This window comes from Blastopirellula sediminis (assembly GCF_020966755.1).
Taxonomy (GTDB): domain Bacteria; phylum Planctomycetota; class Planctomycetia; order Pirellulales; family Pirellulaceae; genus Blastopirellula; species Blastopirellula sediminis.
In genome coordinates this window covers 1,529,418-1,546,459 of sequence record NZ_JAJKFT010000010.1, presented here as the reverse complement: position 1 = coordinate 1,546,459, position 17,042 = coordinate 1,529,418, and the positions used below count along the sequence as shown (strand labels likewise).

The following is a 17,042-nucleotide window of genomic DNA, read 5'->3' as shown; positions in this document are numbered from 1 at the left end:
AAGAAATGAAAAAAGGGACCGCCCAAGATGCGGTCCCTTTTTTGTTTCGCTGGTCGTTACTTCTTTCGCTTCAGCTCGACCACGATATCATTCGGTCCCGGCTCAATCGTAAACTTCAGATCAGACGTCTCGTAGGTGCGATACTGATCGGCGTAGGGAGCATGCATCACCGGGCCACCGTCGGTCGAAGCTGGGTTCAAGACGATTACTTGATGTTCCCCCACTACGGCGCCATCGTTCTCTTCAAAGGTCGTCAGCTGAAACGAGCCGTCCGATTCGATCCTGCCATGGGCGTTGATCATGGCGCCATCTTCGCCGACCGTGCGAAACTCGATCACGCCCCGCTGCACCGGCGTGCCGTCTGACAATTGCACTTTGCCGTTGACCGGTTGCGTTCGCGACTCCGCCGCACATCCGATCGCAAAGACGCATGCCGATAACAGCGTCACGCAACGGACCATACTCATAACTCGTTTCATGATAGGCGCTACACTCCCCAGCTCGATCGCCCTTGACCTTGAATCGATTAGTAATCGACGCTGATCACATTGCCATCTTGGCGATTGGCGAGATAACCAAGGTTGGTCGTGTCGATCGTCGTTCCAATCGACCGCACGCTGGCGTCTCCCAAAACGAAGTTCACCACGCCGGGGTGGAAGCTGCCGAAGACCAACTTCTCGACGCCGGAGACCGTATCGGTCGTCCCTTTGGCCAGCGGATAACCGGGCCCGGCCGCACGCATCGAAGTATAGGCCCAACCGCTCAGAACCGGGCCGTCGCCGCCGGTCGTTTCGCTCAGCAAGTTCACCTGGCGAATATGCTTTTCGCCGATCGCAATCGTGTTCGACAAACCGTCGGTCACCGAGGCCATCTTGGTGAGCGACTTGTACTTCGTGTGGTTACCTTCGGCGATGATCAACATGCCGGTCGAAGTGACGCGGCGCAACTTGGCATCGTCCCCCGAATCGCCGTCACAAGACGCATAGTCCCAGACCGGGCCAGCGTCGGTCGAGACGCTGCCGTTGATCGCTTCCAATGTGGTCGCCATATCGCCGACGCCATGTCGACTCGGGCAAACGTAGCCGGGAATCGCCGCTTGCTGCGCGGCCGCCGTTTGACTGGCGTAGGTCGCCTTCATATCGAGCGAATCGTAAAGCGCGTTCTGCTCCATGAACGGAAGCAGGAACGCCGCCCAGCCGAGATAACCATACTCAATACGACTCGGCGGGAACTCGCGATAGGTGTCATGGAAGTTGTGCAGCGACAGACCGACCTGCTTCAGATTGTTCAAGCATTGCGTCCGACGGGCCGCTTCGCGGGCCTGTTGAACGGCGGGCAACAACAAAGCGATCAAGACGCCGATGATTGCGATTACTACCAAGAGTTCGACCAGCGTAAACCCTACGCGCAGTCGACGATTCGAACGAGACATACCCAGCACCCAGCCATAAATAGATGAAGACAAGAGATCGCCTATACCCCCGCAAAGACAGGAATAGGGGGCGGCATCTCTACTTTATCGATCTACCACCTAATCGCAATAGATTTTATTTTTTTTGTGCCAGTTATTGCGATTCGGCCGCAATGACTGCTCAAGGGCGTTCAAACCCTTCTCCAGAGGCAGCATTCTCGCAACATCCGCCCAATGGGGACATCTTTAACCTAGCATCCACGTATCTCGCGGCCTGCGCTTTTCGCGCAATACGCGATCGAGCCATCAAGGCTCCGCAGACAATGCGGTTCGAACGAAAAAAGGCCAGACGGCGAGATAAACTCGTCGCCTGGCTTTCGCGTTTTCCAGCCCTCGCGATTAGTTGCCGAAGAGGCTGATCGTTTGCATGTCGCTGGTCGAGACGATCTGTGCCGCGTCGGCCGAATAGAGGTCCCACAGGTTGTCATTCGGGCTCACGGCGATTTCGTAGCGTCCGTCGCTCAGCACCTTGCGTTTCGCTCCGGCGCCGTCGCCGCGATCAAAGCGAACTTCGATCGGGTAGTCGCTGGTGTGCGTTTGCGTCGAATTCGGCGCCACCGTTTTCGCGACGTTGTTGACGACATAGTGGAACTCACCCGGGTTGCCAGCGTTGTCGATCACGACCTCGAACTTCTTCGCGAAAAGGTTCCAGCCGTTTTCACTCGGTTGGAACTCGTAGGTTCCCTTATTCAAGGTGTACTTCCCTTCGCCGAACGAACCGCCACGATCGAAGGTGACGGTCCACGTGCCGCTTCCCAACGCCTGGAGATGCCCCGGCTGCATCTCGTAGTCGAACTTCTTGTTGATGACGTACGACACGACGCCCGGCGAGGTTTCGTCATTCCGCAGCACGACGCCGCTGGTCGGAATCTTGGCGTCCGATTCCGGAGTAGGTTCGGTCTGGGCGACCTTCATGCCGAGCGCTTCGGCCAGCATCGCTTGACCAATTTCCAGTTCCCCTTGATCGGTACCGACCATCAGCGTTCCATTCCCCAGGTTCACCACCTGGCCCGGCATCAGGTTCGGGTTTTGCACGACGGTCACCATGCCGCCGCCCAGTCCGCTGTTGCCGGCGTTCGGTCGAGCGTCGCGGATCAATTCCTGGATTTCAATCGTGTCCGAAACGCCGGCGAGTCGATCCAGCACTTCGTCCCGATCGTTGCCTTGCCCCATCACGTCGCGAACGTCGTCGGCGAATCGCTTAACGTCTCGCTTGGTCAGGCGCCCGTCGACATTGCGTTCGCGAAGCTCGTTCAGGTTGTTCTGCAATTCGATCTGTTTGCCAAGTTTTCGGGCGTCCTCCGGGCTGCCGCCGGCTTGGATCCAGGCCACTTGAGCTTTGCCCGCTTCCCCATTTTTCGTTAGTTCCAGAATCTCCAGTTGCTTGTTCGTGTCTTTGATGCCGGCCGCTTTCATCTTGTCTAACAGATCGTTTTCGTCCGGCGGCAGTTCGTCTTTCAGCAGGTCCTCGACGTCGTCGAGATTCTCTTCTTGTTCCTCGGTCAACTTTTCATCAGCCCGCTTCAGATCGGCGCTGGTTAGCGAAAGAAAACGAGCGGAAGCGAAAACGGTATTCGGTTTCGGCTTCACCGCGACGATCGGCGCTTCGTTCTTCTTCGGCTTCACATCCGGAAGCGGCGCCGGCTGCGGTTGCGGGCGGCTTTCGACGTAAATCGGCGACGAAGTCGATGGGTAAACCGGAACCGTGTGGTGATGATGACCATGATTGTGTTGAGGCCAAGGATTATGTCCGTGCCCTGGATGATGACCATGGCCTGGATGATGGCCGCCATGCCCCGACTGAGAGGCGGCGTTGATCGCCGAGCCGACGATGTTCAGCACCCCGGCGGCGATATCTGAACCCCCTTCGCCGTGATGATGTCCGCCGAAACCTCCGAACCCGCCAAAGCCAGACGATCCCCCGCCAAACAGACCGCCTGGAGGGCCGGCAAACGCCACCGGAGCCGACAAACAACCGCACAGAAGAAAACCTACGCCCATCGAGAGAATGTTTCGTCGCATCGTCGTCTACCTTCCAACTAAGCCCGTGTTTGGTGTGTGCTCTGCCTCGGACAATCGCCCTGCCACAGCGGCCATTTGTCGCCGCCAACGTTGTCCTATCCCCACGAGCGAAAAACCGGCCGCCATCAGGACAGGCATTCCAGCAAAAAACGAAAGACCGCCAGACGAATCCCCATAACTCCCTTGAAGATAATAAGTTAGAGCAACCCCAAGCTTTGCCGTCGCACTCCATTCCCCTGGAATAGGAGTGGTTGCCCCCGACCAGTTCCGATCACCTGTAAAATCTTTAGTCACAGCGAAATCGCCCGGTTTGCCACCGCGAACCTTCCCCCGATCCACGCTTTTCCCTCACCAGAGACCAGGAGCACGCTCTTTTGAAATCGCACACCAAAGAACTCTGGATGGACGTTCCGCAGCGGCGGCAGATCCTTTCGATTCATCGCGACGTAGAACAAGCAGTCGCCGACAGCGGCGTGCAGGAAGGGCTCGTCCTGGTCAACGCGATGCACATCACCGCGTCGGTCTTCATCAACGACGACGAGAGCGGCCTGCATGCCGACTACGATCGTTGGCTCGAGGAACTCGCCCCGTTCAACCCCGGTACCGATCCGAAACAAGGAGGCTACCTCCACAACCGCACCGGCGAAGACAACGCCGACGCCCATCACAAACGCCAAATCATGGGCCGCGAAGTGATGGTAGCGATCACCAAGGGGAAGCTGCACTTGGGACCGTGGGAGCATATTTTTTACTACGAGTTCGACGGGCGACGACGGAAGCGGATTTTGATCAAGGTCATTGGGGAGTAAGACAACTTGAACTACCAGCTCGGTCTCGAATGGAAGCTGCTCGAGCAGATGCCCGATTGCTTGACGTTCGCATTGGTCATTCGCAATGAATCGAAAGTGAAACTGCTCCTTCCTCGCCCAGAGATTACCTCCATTCAATTTGAAAACAAATCGACTCGGGAGCGATGCGAGTGGGGAACGAATTTGCTCGTCTCCAGCGACTGGCCGGGATTTAGTCTCGAACCTCAGGAGAGCAAATGCTTCCTCTATCATGTGCGGCCCAGTTCGGCGCCGATGCCCAATTTCGGGCGTGATACCGACGATTACTCGCGGTGGAGCGTCGACCTGCATGTCGGCTACTACAAGGCGTGGTTTGAGATGAACGTCGACGAGAACTATTTCTGTCCCAACTCGCACCTCAGACTCCCACAATTGAAAGCAATCGCCTTGGATCGAGACGCCATGGTATGGCTGGGCGAAGTGAAGTCGGAAGCGATCGACGTCGTCATTCGCCCGCGACTATTTACGGGGACGCCGGGGAGTGAGCGGGAGGAATAGCGTAAACGCTCAAACAAGAAAAGCGTCAGGCCGCGAACAGGACTCGCGGCCTGACGTCATTGTGATCCCCTTGCTAGTCATTTCCGAAGAGGCTGATCGTCGCGGCGTTTCCCGTCGCGACGCTTCGCTCCGCATCGGCCGAGTACAAATCCCACAAGTTATCCTGCGGGCTGACGGCAACTTCGTAGCGGCCGTCGCTCAACACCTTCCGTTTCGTTCCGTTACCGTCGCCGCGATCAAAACGGACTTCGATCGGGTATTCGCTGGTGTGGGTCTGCGTTGAGTTGGACGCCACCGTCTTGGCGACGTTGTTGACGACATAGTGAAACTCTCCAGGGTTGCCCGAGTTGTCAATCACCACCTCAAACTTCTTGGCATACAGGTTCCAGCCGTTTTCGCTCGGTCGAAATTCGTACGTTCCCTTATCCAGCGTGTACTTCGCTTCGCCGAACGAACCGCCGCGATCGTACGCGACCGTCCACGGTCCGTTGCCGAGCGACTGGATATGTCCGGGCTGCATTTCGTAGCTGTACTTGCTGTTGACCACATACGAGACCGAACCCTGCGACGATTTGCTATTCCGCAGCACGACGCCGCTGGTCGGAATCTTGGCGTCCGACTCCGGCTCCGGTTCGCCTTGGGCGACCTTCATACCAAGCGCTTCGGCTAAGGTAGCCTGCCCGATTTCGAGTTCACCGCGATCGGTTCCGACCATCACCGTCCCGTTGCCCAGGTTAACCACCTTCCCCTCCGGCATATTCGGGTTGTAGATGACCGACAGTGATCCGCTCCCCAGCCCCATGGTCCCGGCATTCGGCGTGGCGTTATTGAGCAAGTCCTGCAGATCGGCGCGGTCGGCCATCTTGTCCAGATGGTCCATCAGTTCGTCCCGGTCTCGCCCTGCGCCCATCTTGTCGCGGACGCTATTGGCAAAGTTCTTGAGATCGCGGCGAGAAAGGTCGCCGTTCCGATTACGTTCTCGCAATTCATTCAGTTGGTTTTGCAAGTCAACTTTCTTTTCCAATTCGCGGGCGTCGGTCGACCTGCCGTTAGCTTCTACCCACAGTCGCCGAGCCCGATCCGCATCGCCATCCTTTACCGCGTCCAGAATCTCCATTTTCTTCGCCCGGTCCGTAATCCCAGAGTTATTCATCTGGTCAAGGAGAGTCGCTTCGTCAGGGGGAAGATGGTCCTTCAGCTTCTCTTCCGCTTCATCAAGGTCGTTTTCCTGTTGCTCAATCACTTCGTCGTTGATCTGCTGCAGATTGGCGGCAGTCAACGAGAGGAAACGAGCGGAGGTGAACATCACGTTCGCCTTCGGCTTGACGGTGACGACCGGCGCCTTGTTCTTCTTCGGCTGGATTTGCACCGGCTTCGGAGCAGGCGCGGGAGAAGGAATTACGTTCGGGGCTGGGACGGTACGCGGTTGGTAACTGCGGTTGTATCCGTTGTTGTAGCTGTAGCCATTGTTGTGGCTATACGCGTGATTGTGGTTGTGGTTCTGATTATTATTCGCTTGATTGAAAGCACCAAACGCGCCGCCGACGATGCTGAGAACGTCGTTAGCGACGCTTGGGCTGCTGCTTGAGCTTGAGTGCGAACGGTAACCCGGCGTCGGCGGTTGCGGCGGGGCAAACCCACCGAAGAATCCTCCTGGCGGACCTGCGTAAGCCATCGGCAAGGTCAAACATCCGAGTGAAAGAAGAACCGTCCCCAGTGAGATGAATTGTCGTCGCATTTTGGCTGAACCTCTAAATTGGAAGTGGTGTGTGTGGTTGCATCGAGACGACTATCGCTTCCTGCGATTTCGGTAGACCGCCAAGCGTCGTCCTAATCCCCCTAGCGAGAAGCGGAGCGCCGAGAGGCCAAAGAAAATCAAGAGAATTACGGCGATCGCCAGGAGCCAACACATTCGACGCAACATGCTTCCTCAAAAGCACTTAGAAAAGCCCTTCCAGCAATCACCTGCAGGCGATCTGACGAGAAACGTCGGTGCCGGCTAGGTCCAATTCAAAGCATCGACGACACAGAGCCGAATCACCCCAACGCGGCGATCCTCGCAAGACAGGCACTTCCCACTGGAAGACCGGTGCGGCATCATCTCGGCGCCGATGCATGAATCCGACGATTACTCACGGTGGAGCGTCGACCTGCATGTCGGCTACTACAAGGCCGCCTGGTTTGAACTGCAGGTCGACGAGAACTATTTCTGTCCCAACTCGCACCTCCGACTCCCCCACTTGAAAGCGATCGCCTTGGATCGAGACGCCATGGTTTGGCTGGGTGAAGTGAAGTCGGAAACAGTCGACGTCGTCATTCGCCCGCGACTATTTACGGGGACGCCGGGAACCGAGATGGAGGATTAATTCGCGAAGATCCAACCGAGGCCTGACCGACTTCACTTGGTTCTCGGATCCCGAACTGTTATCATCCTAGGAACAGGATCACTCTCCCCCATGACTACGCGGGCTGTTATTTCGCCCCCTTTGAATGTCATTTCTGCATTCCGGCGTCGGCCATCAGAGCGTCGTCGACTCTCTTGTTTTCTCTCCCGATGGTCGGCGAATTCTTTCCGGCAGTTGGGATGGAACCGCCAAACTTTGGGACGCGCATAGCGGCGCACTGTTGAGAACGCTGTTCTGGGGAGGAATCCAGGTCACCTCCGTCGCCTGGTCGCCTGACGGATCAATCGTGGCAGTCGCTTGTTGGCCGCCTGACTTCCCCCGGAACGAAAGTGAGCTTGCGAGCTACCAGGCCTATTTCGCCAATCGCGACCCATCGTATTTCGACGCGCGTTTGGAGGACGACGAAGCGCCAACGGAAGAAGTGCGTCTCTTCGATGCGGCGTCGGGCGAGCTCATTCGATCGATCCAAGGTCAAGGGTCCGGAGTCGCGTTCGCACCCAACGGACAGAGCCTGGCGGTCGTCTCTTGGAGCAACCTCTCGATTTACGATCTTGCCAGCGGCGAACTTACCGCACATTACGACGGAATTGAAAAGGCGGCCCTGCGAAACGTCATCTACTCCGACGACGGCAAGCTTGTTGCGTGCGTCGACAGTAATGGCGTGATGGTTTTTGACGCCGCTAGCGCGAGCCCGCTCTATCTCGCCACCGATCCGCATTTGTTCGCGGGCGCTCACGAACATGACGACGGGTTTCGCCTGGTCGTGCCGCCTGATCGGCCCGAGCATATTGCTCCCGACGAGGATGGGGCTTACTTCAGCGAGTTCTGGCGCAAAACGCTTCCGGGGTTTCGTCCCCACAATTCCTCAGACGGCGGAATGAAAAATCAGCGAATCGCCTTCTCGCCAGACGGAAAACTGGCGGCGATCCGCCGAGACGCCGGCTTCAACGGTCCACCTTCCTACGGGTTTTCGCTCGGAGGAGTAACCATCCTGGAACTCGATAGCGGTCAGACGATCCAGTTCATTCCGTCTCCCGACCAAAAATGGCTGCGGACGACGGCGTTCTCTCCAGACGGCAAAACCCTTGCCGGGACCGGGGATCTCCAGACCATCTTTCTCTGGAACGTCGAGACGGGAGAGGAGATTCTGCGAATTGGCGAACCTCCTGTGCCAATTACAGCGGTTGCGTTCGCGAAATCAAAACCGCTGGTTGCCGCCGGATCAGCGGACGGCACGTTGCTGCTATGCAATTCCGATAAACCGGCCGTGATCGGACTAGATCGTCAGCACTCATCGCCGATCGCTCATCTCGAATTCTCTGATGACGACGAGACGCTTGTCGTCGCCGACGTTAACGGACACGTTCGTGTGTGCGGGATCGCTTCCATGCGGCCGCGGGTTGAGTTTCGCCCACACAAAGGTCGCCTCCTGGGAGGCATGATCTCTGCGGACGGCCAACGATTTGTGAGCGTTGGCTATGACGATGAACCGACAAACCGAAACGACCACGGCAAACCGGGCAAAGTTGTCGTCAGCCGGCTAAGCGATGGTGAGGAAATCGCTGCGCAAACCTTGCCGGACATTTTCCGTATCAAGTCCTCTGCGGCGTCGCCTACACGCGACCGGCTCGCGATATCGTACGGAACCCTGGTCTTTACGGCCGACATTGCCGCCGCGATCGACGTTCGCGAAACCTGGAATCAACCAAACGTCGGCATTGCCAGAATCGCTTACGCTCCTTTCGACCAGACGCTGCTGGTAGGCAACGAAGGCTATGGAATGTCGCTGATCGCAACCGAAACTTCGACTTTGATTCGAAAATTCACGGCGACGCGCGATTGGCCAACTTGCTTTGCTTTTACCCACGACGGTAAATGCGTCGCCCGATCGACGGCTTACGATCGATCGATTGAACTGTTCGACGTTTCAAGCGGCATTCTCAAACGGTATTTCCTGGGTCACCAATCCGCCGTCACAACGCTTGCCGTTTCGCCCGACGACAACGTCCTGGCGAGCGGCGGAAACGACGGCACGCTGAAACTCTGGAATATCGCTAACGGCGATCTGGAAGCGTCGATCGTCATTTATCCTCGTGAAACGAACGCACATCCGCCTTGGGAGTGCGTGAGAACCTAGCCGCGTCCCCCTACCCTCGCCTCTAAACCAACCGCGTCGGCTTGTGCGACTCGTTCAGCGACGTCCACCAGCCGTTTTGTTTGGCGTAGGCCGCTTGGATCGACTCGATGAGTCGCGAGGTGTTGTTGAGCGGTTTGAAGTGGCAAGCCTCGGCGCCCCACCGCATCGATTGCAGGACGGCGCTCGGGCCGACGGCGCCGGTCAACATGATCACGCTGATGCCGCCGTCTTCCCCTTTGGTCCGCTTCAGCAGGTCGAGTCCGTTCATCTGCGGCATTTCGATGTCGGAGATCAGGATCCGGCTGCCGGTCGCTTCGAGCGCTTCCGGAACGCGGCAGGGGTCGTCTACCGAGCAGGCGTCAAATCCGATCTCGGTGAGAAGATCGTGAACCATTTCCAAGATCACTTTGGAATCGTCGACATGCACGATGGTTCGTTTTGCCTGCTTCATTGGTCGAAACACTCTCGTTGGCGATTCTTGATGGTGCGGCATGCGACGCCGGTCCGACATGCCTACCAATACTGGACCCGCAATCAAAAATTAGCCTACGAACGGAACGGATGTGGCTTATCGATGGCAATTTGCGCGGAGATGACAAGATCTGCGCCTTATCGCGAAAGGCGGACTCCGCTTATGACCTTTTCGAATCCCCCCTTACCAGCTATTGGCTGTAAAATTTAGGGCGGTAAAATCGGCATCACCAGCACGGGAAGAATCAAAGTGCGAGCGATTGATCGGCGGCAGCCGAATTGGTCTCTCGGATCCCTCTTGTTGTGAATAGGGTGTATCTCGGAAGGAGACGTCTCCTTCTCTCCCGCATTTTCTCGGACGACCGCGGGAAATCAGCGAACGATTAGAAAATTAACCCTCAAAATCGCAGACAAATTCCCTTCTTCGCTCCCCTGTTTTGCACCGATGAATTCCGATCCGTGCGGTCAATCAATCGACTTCCTCCAAGGCGATCCCCCACCAATTTCAGGTAGGGAGAGGATTGCTTATGAGGCCGAATTGGGTATTGTGGTTGTAATGGGGACTGTAGATATATTGGGCAAATTGACTTCGTAGGTATATCGGCATCCGTTCAATTGATTTCCCGCCTCTTCGCGCCGCTACCATTGAAGGTACCCGATGAAGAAACCTGAAACCCTCCTCGATGCGCTTCGCAACCACGTCGATACGCAGGGTGACAAATCCGCTTTCACCTTTCTGAAATCGGATGAAGAAAGCATTTCGGTCAGCTACCGAGATCTCGACGCTCGAGCTCAACAGATTGCGCATCACCTGCTGACGGTCGCCAAGCCTGGCGATCGGGCGTTGATGATGTACCAGGCCGGCATCGACTTTATCGAGGCCTTTCTGGGCTGCCTGTACGCCGGGATCGTCGCTGTTCCCGCCTATCCCCCCAAGAAGAACCGTAACGCCGAGCGGATCCTGACGATCGCCCAGGATTGCACGCCGCGATTGCTCCTCTGCTCGGCCGAGACCCGTCGCAACGTCGAAGCGGAAATCGCCGGTTCGGTCGCCAACGCGCCGGTGATCGTGACCGACCAACTGGAAAGCGTCAGCGGCGGTTCGCTCCCTGAGCTGCAAGCCGATCAGCTGGCGTTCTTGCAATACACTTCAGGTTCGACGGCGGTCCCCAAAGGAGTGATGGTGACGCATGGCAACATCGTCGCCAACGAACTGCTGATTCAAAAGTACTTCCAGTTCGCCGCCCATTCGGTGATGGTTTCGTGGCTGCCGATGTTCCACGACATGGGACTGATCGGCGGGATCTTAGGACCGCTGTTCGTCGGCGCCCCGTCGATCTTGATGGCGCCCAACACGTTCCTGCGCGACCCGATCAAATGGCTGCAAACGGTCTCGGATTACAAAGCGACGGTGACCGGCGCTCCCAACTTTGCCTACGAGTTGTGCGCCAAACGGATCACGCCGGAGCAGAAGAGCAAACTCGACCTCTCGACGCTGCATGTCGCGTTTAACGGTTCCGAACCGGTGCGCGCCGAAACGCTCGAGCGGTTCAGCCAGGAATTCGCCGAGTGCGGCTTCCGCCCGAACGCCTTCTTCCCCTGTTACGGGATGGCCGAAACGACGCTGCTCGTTTCGGGCGGTCCGCCGCTCGCCGAGACGAAGGTCATTACGGTCGATCTCTCGCAGCTGGAACAACATCGCATCGTCGAAACCGAAGAAGGTCGCCCGCTGGTTAGCTGCGGCCAGATCGGCGCCGATCTGGAAGTCCGCATCGTCAATCCCGAAACTCTCGCCGAGTGCAGCGACAACGAAGTCGGCGAAATCTGGGCCCACGGCGACAGCGTCGCTAAAGGCTATTGGCAGCGTGAGGAAGCGTCCCTCAGCTCGTTCCAAGCGAAGCTGCCCGGCGACGAGCGCAATTGGCTGCGAACCGGCGACTACGGCTTTCTCCGCGACGGCACGCTCTATGTAACCGGCCGCCTGAAAGACTTGATCATCATTCGGGGTCGCAACATCTATCCGCAAGACATCGAAGAGCTGGTGGAACAGCACTTTGACGCGATCCTGCCGAACTGCTGCGCCGCGTTTTCGATCGAATCCGGCGGCGAAGAAAAACTGCTGGTCGTCGCGGCCGGTTCGCGCGAAATGGTTCGCTGGTCGAACTCGCCCCACGGTCCGAACGGCGAACTGGTCAAGCTGAACCACAAGATCGACGCGCTCCGCAGCGACATCCTGAACGAGTTTGAAGTCGCGCTAACCGATCTCGTCTTCGTCCGTCCGACCACTTTCCCGACCACCTCCAGCGGCAAAGTTCAGCGACAACTTACGAAGCGGAAGTTTGAAAGCGGCGAGTTTGAAGTTCTCTTCGAGTCGGAAGTGCGTACGCCGGAAACGGTCGAAACGTCTCCCTCCGGCGCCGCCGAACTGACCGCCCTGATTTGCGAAACGCTGCAGGAATGGTCGCGCGACGAAGAGCAACGCCTCCCTCCGCTCGACGGGCACACCACCTTCACTTCGCTCGGCATCGACTCGCTGGCCGCCGCCGACATCGGCGCTCGACTCGAGAAGAAGCTGGGCTGCGTTATCGAAGCTGATACGCTGTACGATCACCATACGATCGCCGAGCTTAGCCAGTTCCTCAGTCGCTGCGCTCCGGGCTCAGCTGCGGACGCCGGCGCCAATCGCGGGCCGCTGTCGCAAGAGGACTATCTCGGCTTCTACAAAGACAAGCTGAAGCGATTCCATCACTTCCGCGAAGCTGGCCACGACTATTTCGGCACGCCAATCGGTCATCAACAAGGGAGCTACGTCCAGGTCGGCGATCGCAAGATGCTGATGATGGCGTCCTATAGCTACCTCGGCTTGATCAATCGCCCCGAAGTGAACCAGGCGGCGGAAGAAGCGATTCAATCGTACGGCACCGGCGCCCACGGCGTTCGCTTGCTGGCCGGTACGTTCGACGCTCACCGCGAGCTGGAAAAGGAAATCGCCGATTTCTTCCATGCCGATGACGCGATCGTCTACAGCAGCGGGTTCATGACCAACATGGCGACGGTCGCCGCGTTGGTCGGCAAGGGAGACGTGGTGATCGGCGACGAGCTGAACCACGCCAGCATCGTCGACGGTTGCCAGTTTTCGGCGGCTACCTTCCTGATGTTCCCGCACAACAATCTGCAGGCGCTCGAAGCGCAGCTGAAGGAACATTCGGGTAAACGAATCCTCGTGATTGTCGACGCAGTCTACTCGATGGAAGGGGACGTCGCTCCTCTTCCCGAGATCGTCCAGCTCTGCCGCCAATACGGCGCGATGTTGATGGTCGACGAAGCCCACAGCCTGGGCGTGATCGGCGAATATGGTCGCGGCATCCAGGAGTACTTCAACCTGCCGGACGACGCGATCGACATCAAGATGGGAACCCTCTCGAAGTCAATCGCCAGCTGCGGCGGTTTCATCGCCGCACGACAGGAGATCATCGACTACCTGAAGTGCAATGCTCGCGGCTTTATCTTCTCGGCCTCGTTGCCCGCCGCCCAAGTTGGCGCCGCACGGAAGTGCTTTGAGATCATCCGCCGCGAAAAGCACCTCGCTGGTCACTTACGAAAACTGCGCGACCAGTTTGTGAATGGCCTTCGTCAGCTGGGCTATGAAGTGCCGCCGACCGAATCGGCGGTCGTTCCGATCATTTTCCCGACGGAACAAGAGACGCTGGAAGCGACCGGGTACTGCCGCGACAACGGCCTGTTCGTCGTTCCGGTCTTCTACCCGGCCGTCCCGATGGACAAACCGCGAATTCGCGCGACGGTAACGGCGTCGCTCACCGAAGATGACGTCGACGCCGCCCTCAGCGTCTTTCAGGCGCTGGCGATCGCACGTGGGCAAAGCGGTGAAAAAAAAGTAACGACGAAGGATGAGACCGACGTGGTCCCGCAGCCGGAGTTCTGCGATCCTCCGTTAACTCCGGAAGTGCCGATCCGTCCGACGCGTTAATTCGCGTCGGACGTTACTGGCTTAGCTCACGTCTTCCGGCTCGTCTCGTTCGGTGACGGGAAACGTGTAAAGCAGCGCCGGCAACAACAGCAGATCGCAGATGAGGGCGATCAAGAGCGACAGGATCAAGACCAGCGAGAACCGGGCCATCACCAGCAGCGTTTGATTCAGAAACGCGGCAAGGCCGATGGCGGCGATTGACGTGGTCGCCAACATCGCTCGGGAACATTGCGAATAGGCTGTCCGGATCGCACTATACTTGATCCTCCCCTGCTTCCCGTCGCGCGACGAAATCTCTTCCGCTCGCAGCATGAAGTGCGTGGTGTCGTCGACTGCGATTCCGAGCGCAATGCAGCCGGCGATCGCGATGCCGATATCAATCGCTTGTCCGTACAGCCCAATCGCGCCGTACAAGCAGATTGCCGGGAAGCAGTTCGGAATCATCGACAACACGCCGAGCGTCAATGATCGCAACACCAAGATCATCAAGGGACAGATCACAGCGAACGCGAGCAAGTAGTTGTAAAAAAGGTCGGCCATCAATTTGCTTTGGGCGACGTGGTACAACAGCCCGACGCCGGTCTGCTCGACTCCAAACTCACTTGGCGAATAATGTTTGGCCAACTCCGCTTCCGTGGCGATAGCCACAGCGTCGCGCAGCTCGGCGAAGTCGACGTTTCTGGCGAAGGGAAAGCGAAGACTGATGCGCCACGTTTCGGCCTCTTCCCCCTCCTCATTCTTCTGTAGCGACAAGTAGGACGTATCGGCTAATTCGTCGCGCAGGCTGGCCAATTTCCGCCGATAGACCACGCGAGCGCTCACGCCGGCGATGCCCCGCGTTTCCGGCTCCGGCGGTAACCAGGCGGCGGCCGACATCGTCGCGTCGACCTCGGGGGACCCTTCCAGCCCCCTCTGCAACTCGCGAATCGCGGCCGCTCGATCGGCGAATTGAGCAGGGTCAGGCTTCGCAAACTCGACGAGCAATTCGGTCTGATCGATGGGCCCAATCTTCCGCTCAAACTTCATGACGTCCTGAATCGCCAACGTATGCGTGCCGAACATCTCTTCGACCTCAAGCCCGCTCTCCAACTTAGGCAACCCACTGGCGGTCACCACCAACGTCGCCATGAAAACGCCGAATACGAAGACCGGATGCGTCGCCGTCCAGTCGTGCATATGGACCAGGGACGTTCCCGCTCGAGCGATCGAAATCGTCCTCGCAATCAGCTGAAGCGCCCAGGGTGCGAACGCCAACTGCCAGAAGACCGAATTCACGACGCCGATCGCGCAGAAGAGACCGAACTCGCGAATCGCCTGATATTCGCTGTGGCTCAGGGACAACATGCTGACCGCGGTCGTGATCGCGGAAAAGAGACATGGCTTCCAACCAAGACGCAGCGCCGTCTGCGCGATCTGATCATGATCGGCGCCGCGCGCGTAGTTCACCAAGTGCAGCGTCCCCGAGACCGTCAGAATAAACGTCAACGCCGGAATCGCCGAAGTGAGTCCGCCCCACTTGTGTCCCGAGAGAGTCACAAACGCGATGCTGGTCCCTGCAGCAATTCCGCTGGTGATGAAGACCGCCAAGACCAGCCGCAAGTCGCGAAGAAAGAACCAAGCCGCAATCGTCGACAACAGACAACAGGGCAACAGCGCGTTCGTCAGATTCTGGCGGATCAGCCGATCCCCTTCCGCCGAGATCGCGGGGTATCCGACGATCAACACGCCCGATTGATCTGGCCCAACGCCGGCGCGTACGACTCGATCGACATACTCCACCGCTTTCAAACGATTGGTCATGCCGGCTTTGGTCAAGATAATCGCGATGCAGGTTTGATCGTCGTCGCCAAAAAAGATGCCGCGAAACCGGTTGCGGATGGCGTCGGCGCTTTCATACTCCGAACCGTTTTCGATCAAATCGGCGCCCGACGTCGTTTTCGCGATTAGTCCGTCGGCGTCTTCCTCAATCAGCCGCTCCTCGACTTGCTTGAGACGCGGATCGTCCGTCGTACAGCCGTCCCAAGAAGCCACCAAGAAATCGTCGACCCCAAACTGCGCCACCAGTCCTTCGTACAACGTTCGTTCGCGAGAATGATCGGGGAGCCATTGCATGACGTCCTCGATGTTCGTATCGATGTTCACGATTCCTAAGATGCAGATCGCCGCACCGATCAGAAACTGAGTCAACACCAAGACGACAATGACGGAGGTTCGCATGCTGCCCATTTCTGCAGCCGAGTCCATGGCTGCTAGGGAACGGTTCAATATCGTACGACGCGGGGGGAAAGCGACAAGCTAGACGTGTCGCCATCGCCCCGTAGGGGGAATCATGTTTGTAGCATTTCCCCGGACCTCCGACAAATCAGCCTTCGTCAGAAGGAGCCGGAAGCTGCAAAGCGTCGCTGTAGAGAAACGTACCAAGGCGCCGGGCGGCAGGAACGATCTTCACCAACAGCTTCCGCAATTGGCAGCAGGCGCTCGTCATCCAGCGCATCGGCGTCGCAGGAACCCCATAGCCGATATGATGATGCAAGTCGTACGGCAACATCGCGATGAAGAGCTTTCGCGCGAGAAATCGGCAACCGCGAGGAAAGCGATTGGCGAAGATTCTCGCCATCACGATCGCCATCACTTGATTCGTTCGACTCGGAGCATGCTGCTCCGCTTCGAATTGCAAACGCCAACGATTCCAACCGTCGAAGTCGCGCGGAGGATCAGCGATCCGGCAACCAATGGCGACGTCATGCCAAAAGCGACAGACGTCTTGAAGATCGCGATCACTCAAAGGTCGCGGTGAGTTGCGAGAAAACCATGATTCCATCCCATATACGACGCACGCGAGCGCGTAGAGCAAATGTTCCGGCGGGACGTTGTGCAGACGATGAATCTCGTCGACCTGGATCATCGCCTGGCGACTGATCGGATGCGAAAGGCCATGCTGAATCAACAGCGCCACGGCTCGCATCGCGCTCGTTTGTCGCGCCGACCCCCGATTGAAGTAGCCTTGATGCTCGACGAAGATCTGCGTGATCGCCGGTGCGGCCAGCGCTCGCGATACGCCGATCTCGATTGCGATCAGCAAATCGACGGGGCACTCACGCCATAACGAAAGCATTACCTGCGAAGCGGCGTCACTGGTCGCAGGCCGGCAGGTTTTATAGGGGGCTTTAGCAGCCTCTTTTGGGAGCTGCGAGCCACGCAC

The 17,042-nt window shown here is 57.9% G+C and carries 12 protein-coding genes; 5 read left to right on the top strand and 7 right to left on the bottom strand.

Going from position 1 to position 17,042, the window contains the following annotated elements; genetic code table 11:
• Nucleotides 1-56: 56 nt before the first annotated feature.
• The 3 genes from LOC68_RS17955 to LOC68_RS17945 form a co-directional block, all read right to left on the bottom strand.
• The gene (locus LOC68_RS17955) at nucleotides 57-467 is read right to left on the bottom strand and encodes a hypothetical protein (RefSeq protein WP_230221285.1); all 411 of its coding nucleotides are present in this window, start codon (nucleotides 465-467) and stop codon (nucleotides 57-59) included.
• A gap of 59 nt (nucleotides 468-526) precedes the next feature.
• Complete coding sequence (locus LOC68_RS17950) at nucleotides 527-1,432, bottom strand: DUF1559 family PulG-like putative transporter (protein ID WP_230221283.1); 906 nt, start codon at nucleotides 1,430-1,432, stop codon at nucleotides 527-529.
• A gap of 378 nt (nucleotides 1,433-1,810) precedes the next feature.
• Nucleotides 1,811-3,493: a hypothetical protein gene (locus tag LOC68_RS17945; protein ID WP_230221281.1), complete on the bottom strand. Its 1,683-nt coding sequence runs from the start codon at nucleotides 3,491-3,493 to the stop codon at nucleotides 1,811-1,813.
• 374 nt (nucleotides 3,494-3,867) lie between these two features.
• On the opposite strand from LOC68_RS17945, the gene LOC68_RS17940 reads away from it, so the two are divergent.
• A complete protein-coding gene (locus LOC68_RS17940) occupies nucleotides 3,868-4,302 on the top strand; it encodes a secondary thiamine-phosphate synthase enzyme YjbQ (RefSeq protein WP_230221279.1) in 435 nt (144 codons plus the stop codon).
• Nucleotides 4,303-4,308: 6 nt separating this feature from the next.
• Complete coding sequence (locus LOC68_RS17935; RefSeq protein WP_230221277.1) at nucleotides 4,309-4,839, top strand: hypothetical protein; 531 nt, start codon at nucleotides 4,309-4,311, stop codon at nucleotides 4,837-4,839.
• A gap of 73 nt (nucleotides 4,840-4,912) precedes the next feature.
• Here LOC68_RS17935 and LOC68_RS17930 read toward each other — a convergent pair whose 3' ends face one another.
• On the bottom strand, nucleotides 4,913-6,520 hold the full coding sequence (locus tag LOC68_RS17930) for a hypothetical protein (protein WP_230221275.1): 1,608 nt from the start codon (nucleotides 6,518-6,520) through the stop codon (nucleotides 4,913-4,915).
• Nucleotides 6,521-6,950: 430 nt separating this feature from the next.
• Between LOC68_RS17930 and LOC68_RS17925 the strand changes: the two genes are divergently transcribed.
• The gene (locus LOC68_RS17925) at nucleotides 6,951-7,205 is read left to right on the top strand and encodes a hypothetical protein (protein ID WP_230221273.1); all 255 of its coding nucleotides are present in this window, start codon (nucleotides 6,951-6,953) and stop codon (nucleotides 7,203-7,205) included.
• Between the two features lie 124 nt (nucleotides 7,206-7,329).
• Complete coding sequence (locus LOC68_RS17920) at nucleotides 7,330-9,381, top strand: WD40 repeat domain-containing protein (RefSeq protein WP_230221271.1); 2,052 nt, start codon at nucleotides 7,330-7,332, stop codon at nucleotides 9,379-9,381.
• Nucleotides 9,382-9,403: 22 nt separating this feature from the next.
• On the opposite strand, the gene LOC68_RS17915 is transcribed toward LOC68_RS17920, so the two are convergent.
• Complete coding sequence (locus tag LOC68_RS17915; protein WP_230221269.1) at nucleotides 9,404-9,832, bottom strand: response regulator; 429 nt, start codon at nucleotides 9,830-9,832, stop codon at nucleotides 9,404-9,406.
• A gap of 678 nt (nucleotides 9,833-10,510) precedes the next feature.
• On the opposite strand from LOC68_RS17915, the gene LOC68_RS17910 reads away from it, so the two are divergent.
• Nucleotides 10,511-13,840 carry an aminotransferase class I/II-fold pyridoxal phosphate-dependent enzyme gene (locus tag LOC68_RS17910; protein WP_230221267.1) on the top strand — a complete coding sequence of 1,110 codons (3,330 nt, stop codon included), beginning with the start codon at nucleotides 10,511-10,513 and terminating at the stop codon, nucleotides 13,838-13,840.
• Nucleotides 13,841-13,861: 21 nt separating this feature from the next.
• Here the strand turns inward: LOC68_RS17910 and LOC68_RS17905 are convergent, their stop codons facing one another.
• Nucleotides 13,862-16,057 (bottom strand): efflux RND transporter permease subunit, encoded by a 2,196-nt coding sequence (locus LOC68_RS17905; protein WP_230221265.1) that lies wholly within the window; start codon nucleotides 16,055-16,057, stop codon nucleotides 13,862-13,864.
• Nucleotides 16,058-16,202: 145 nt separating this feature from the next.
• Nucleotides 16,203-16,955, bottom strand: a complete 753-nt coding sequence (locus LOC68_RS17900; protein ID WP_230221263.1) for a hypothetical protein — start codon at nucleotides 16,953-16,955, stop codon at nucleotides 16,203-16,205.
• Nucleotides 16,956-17,042 lie beyond the last annotated feature (87 nt).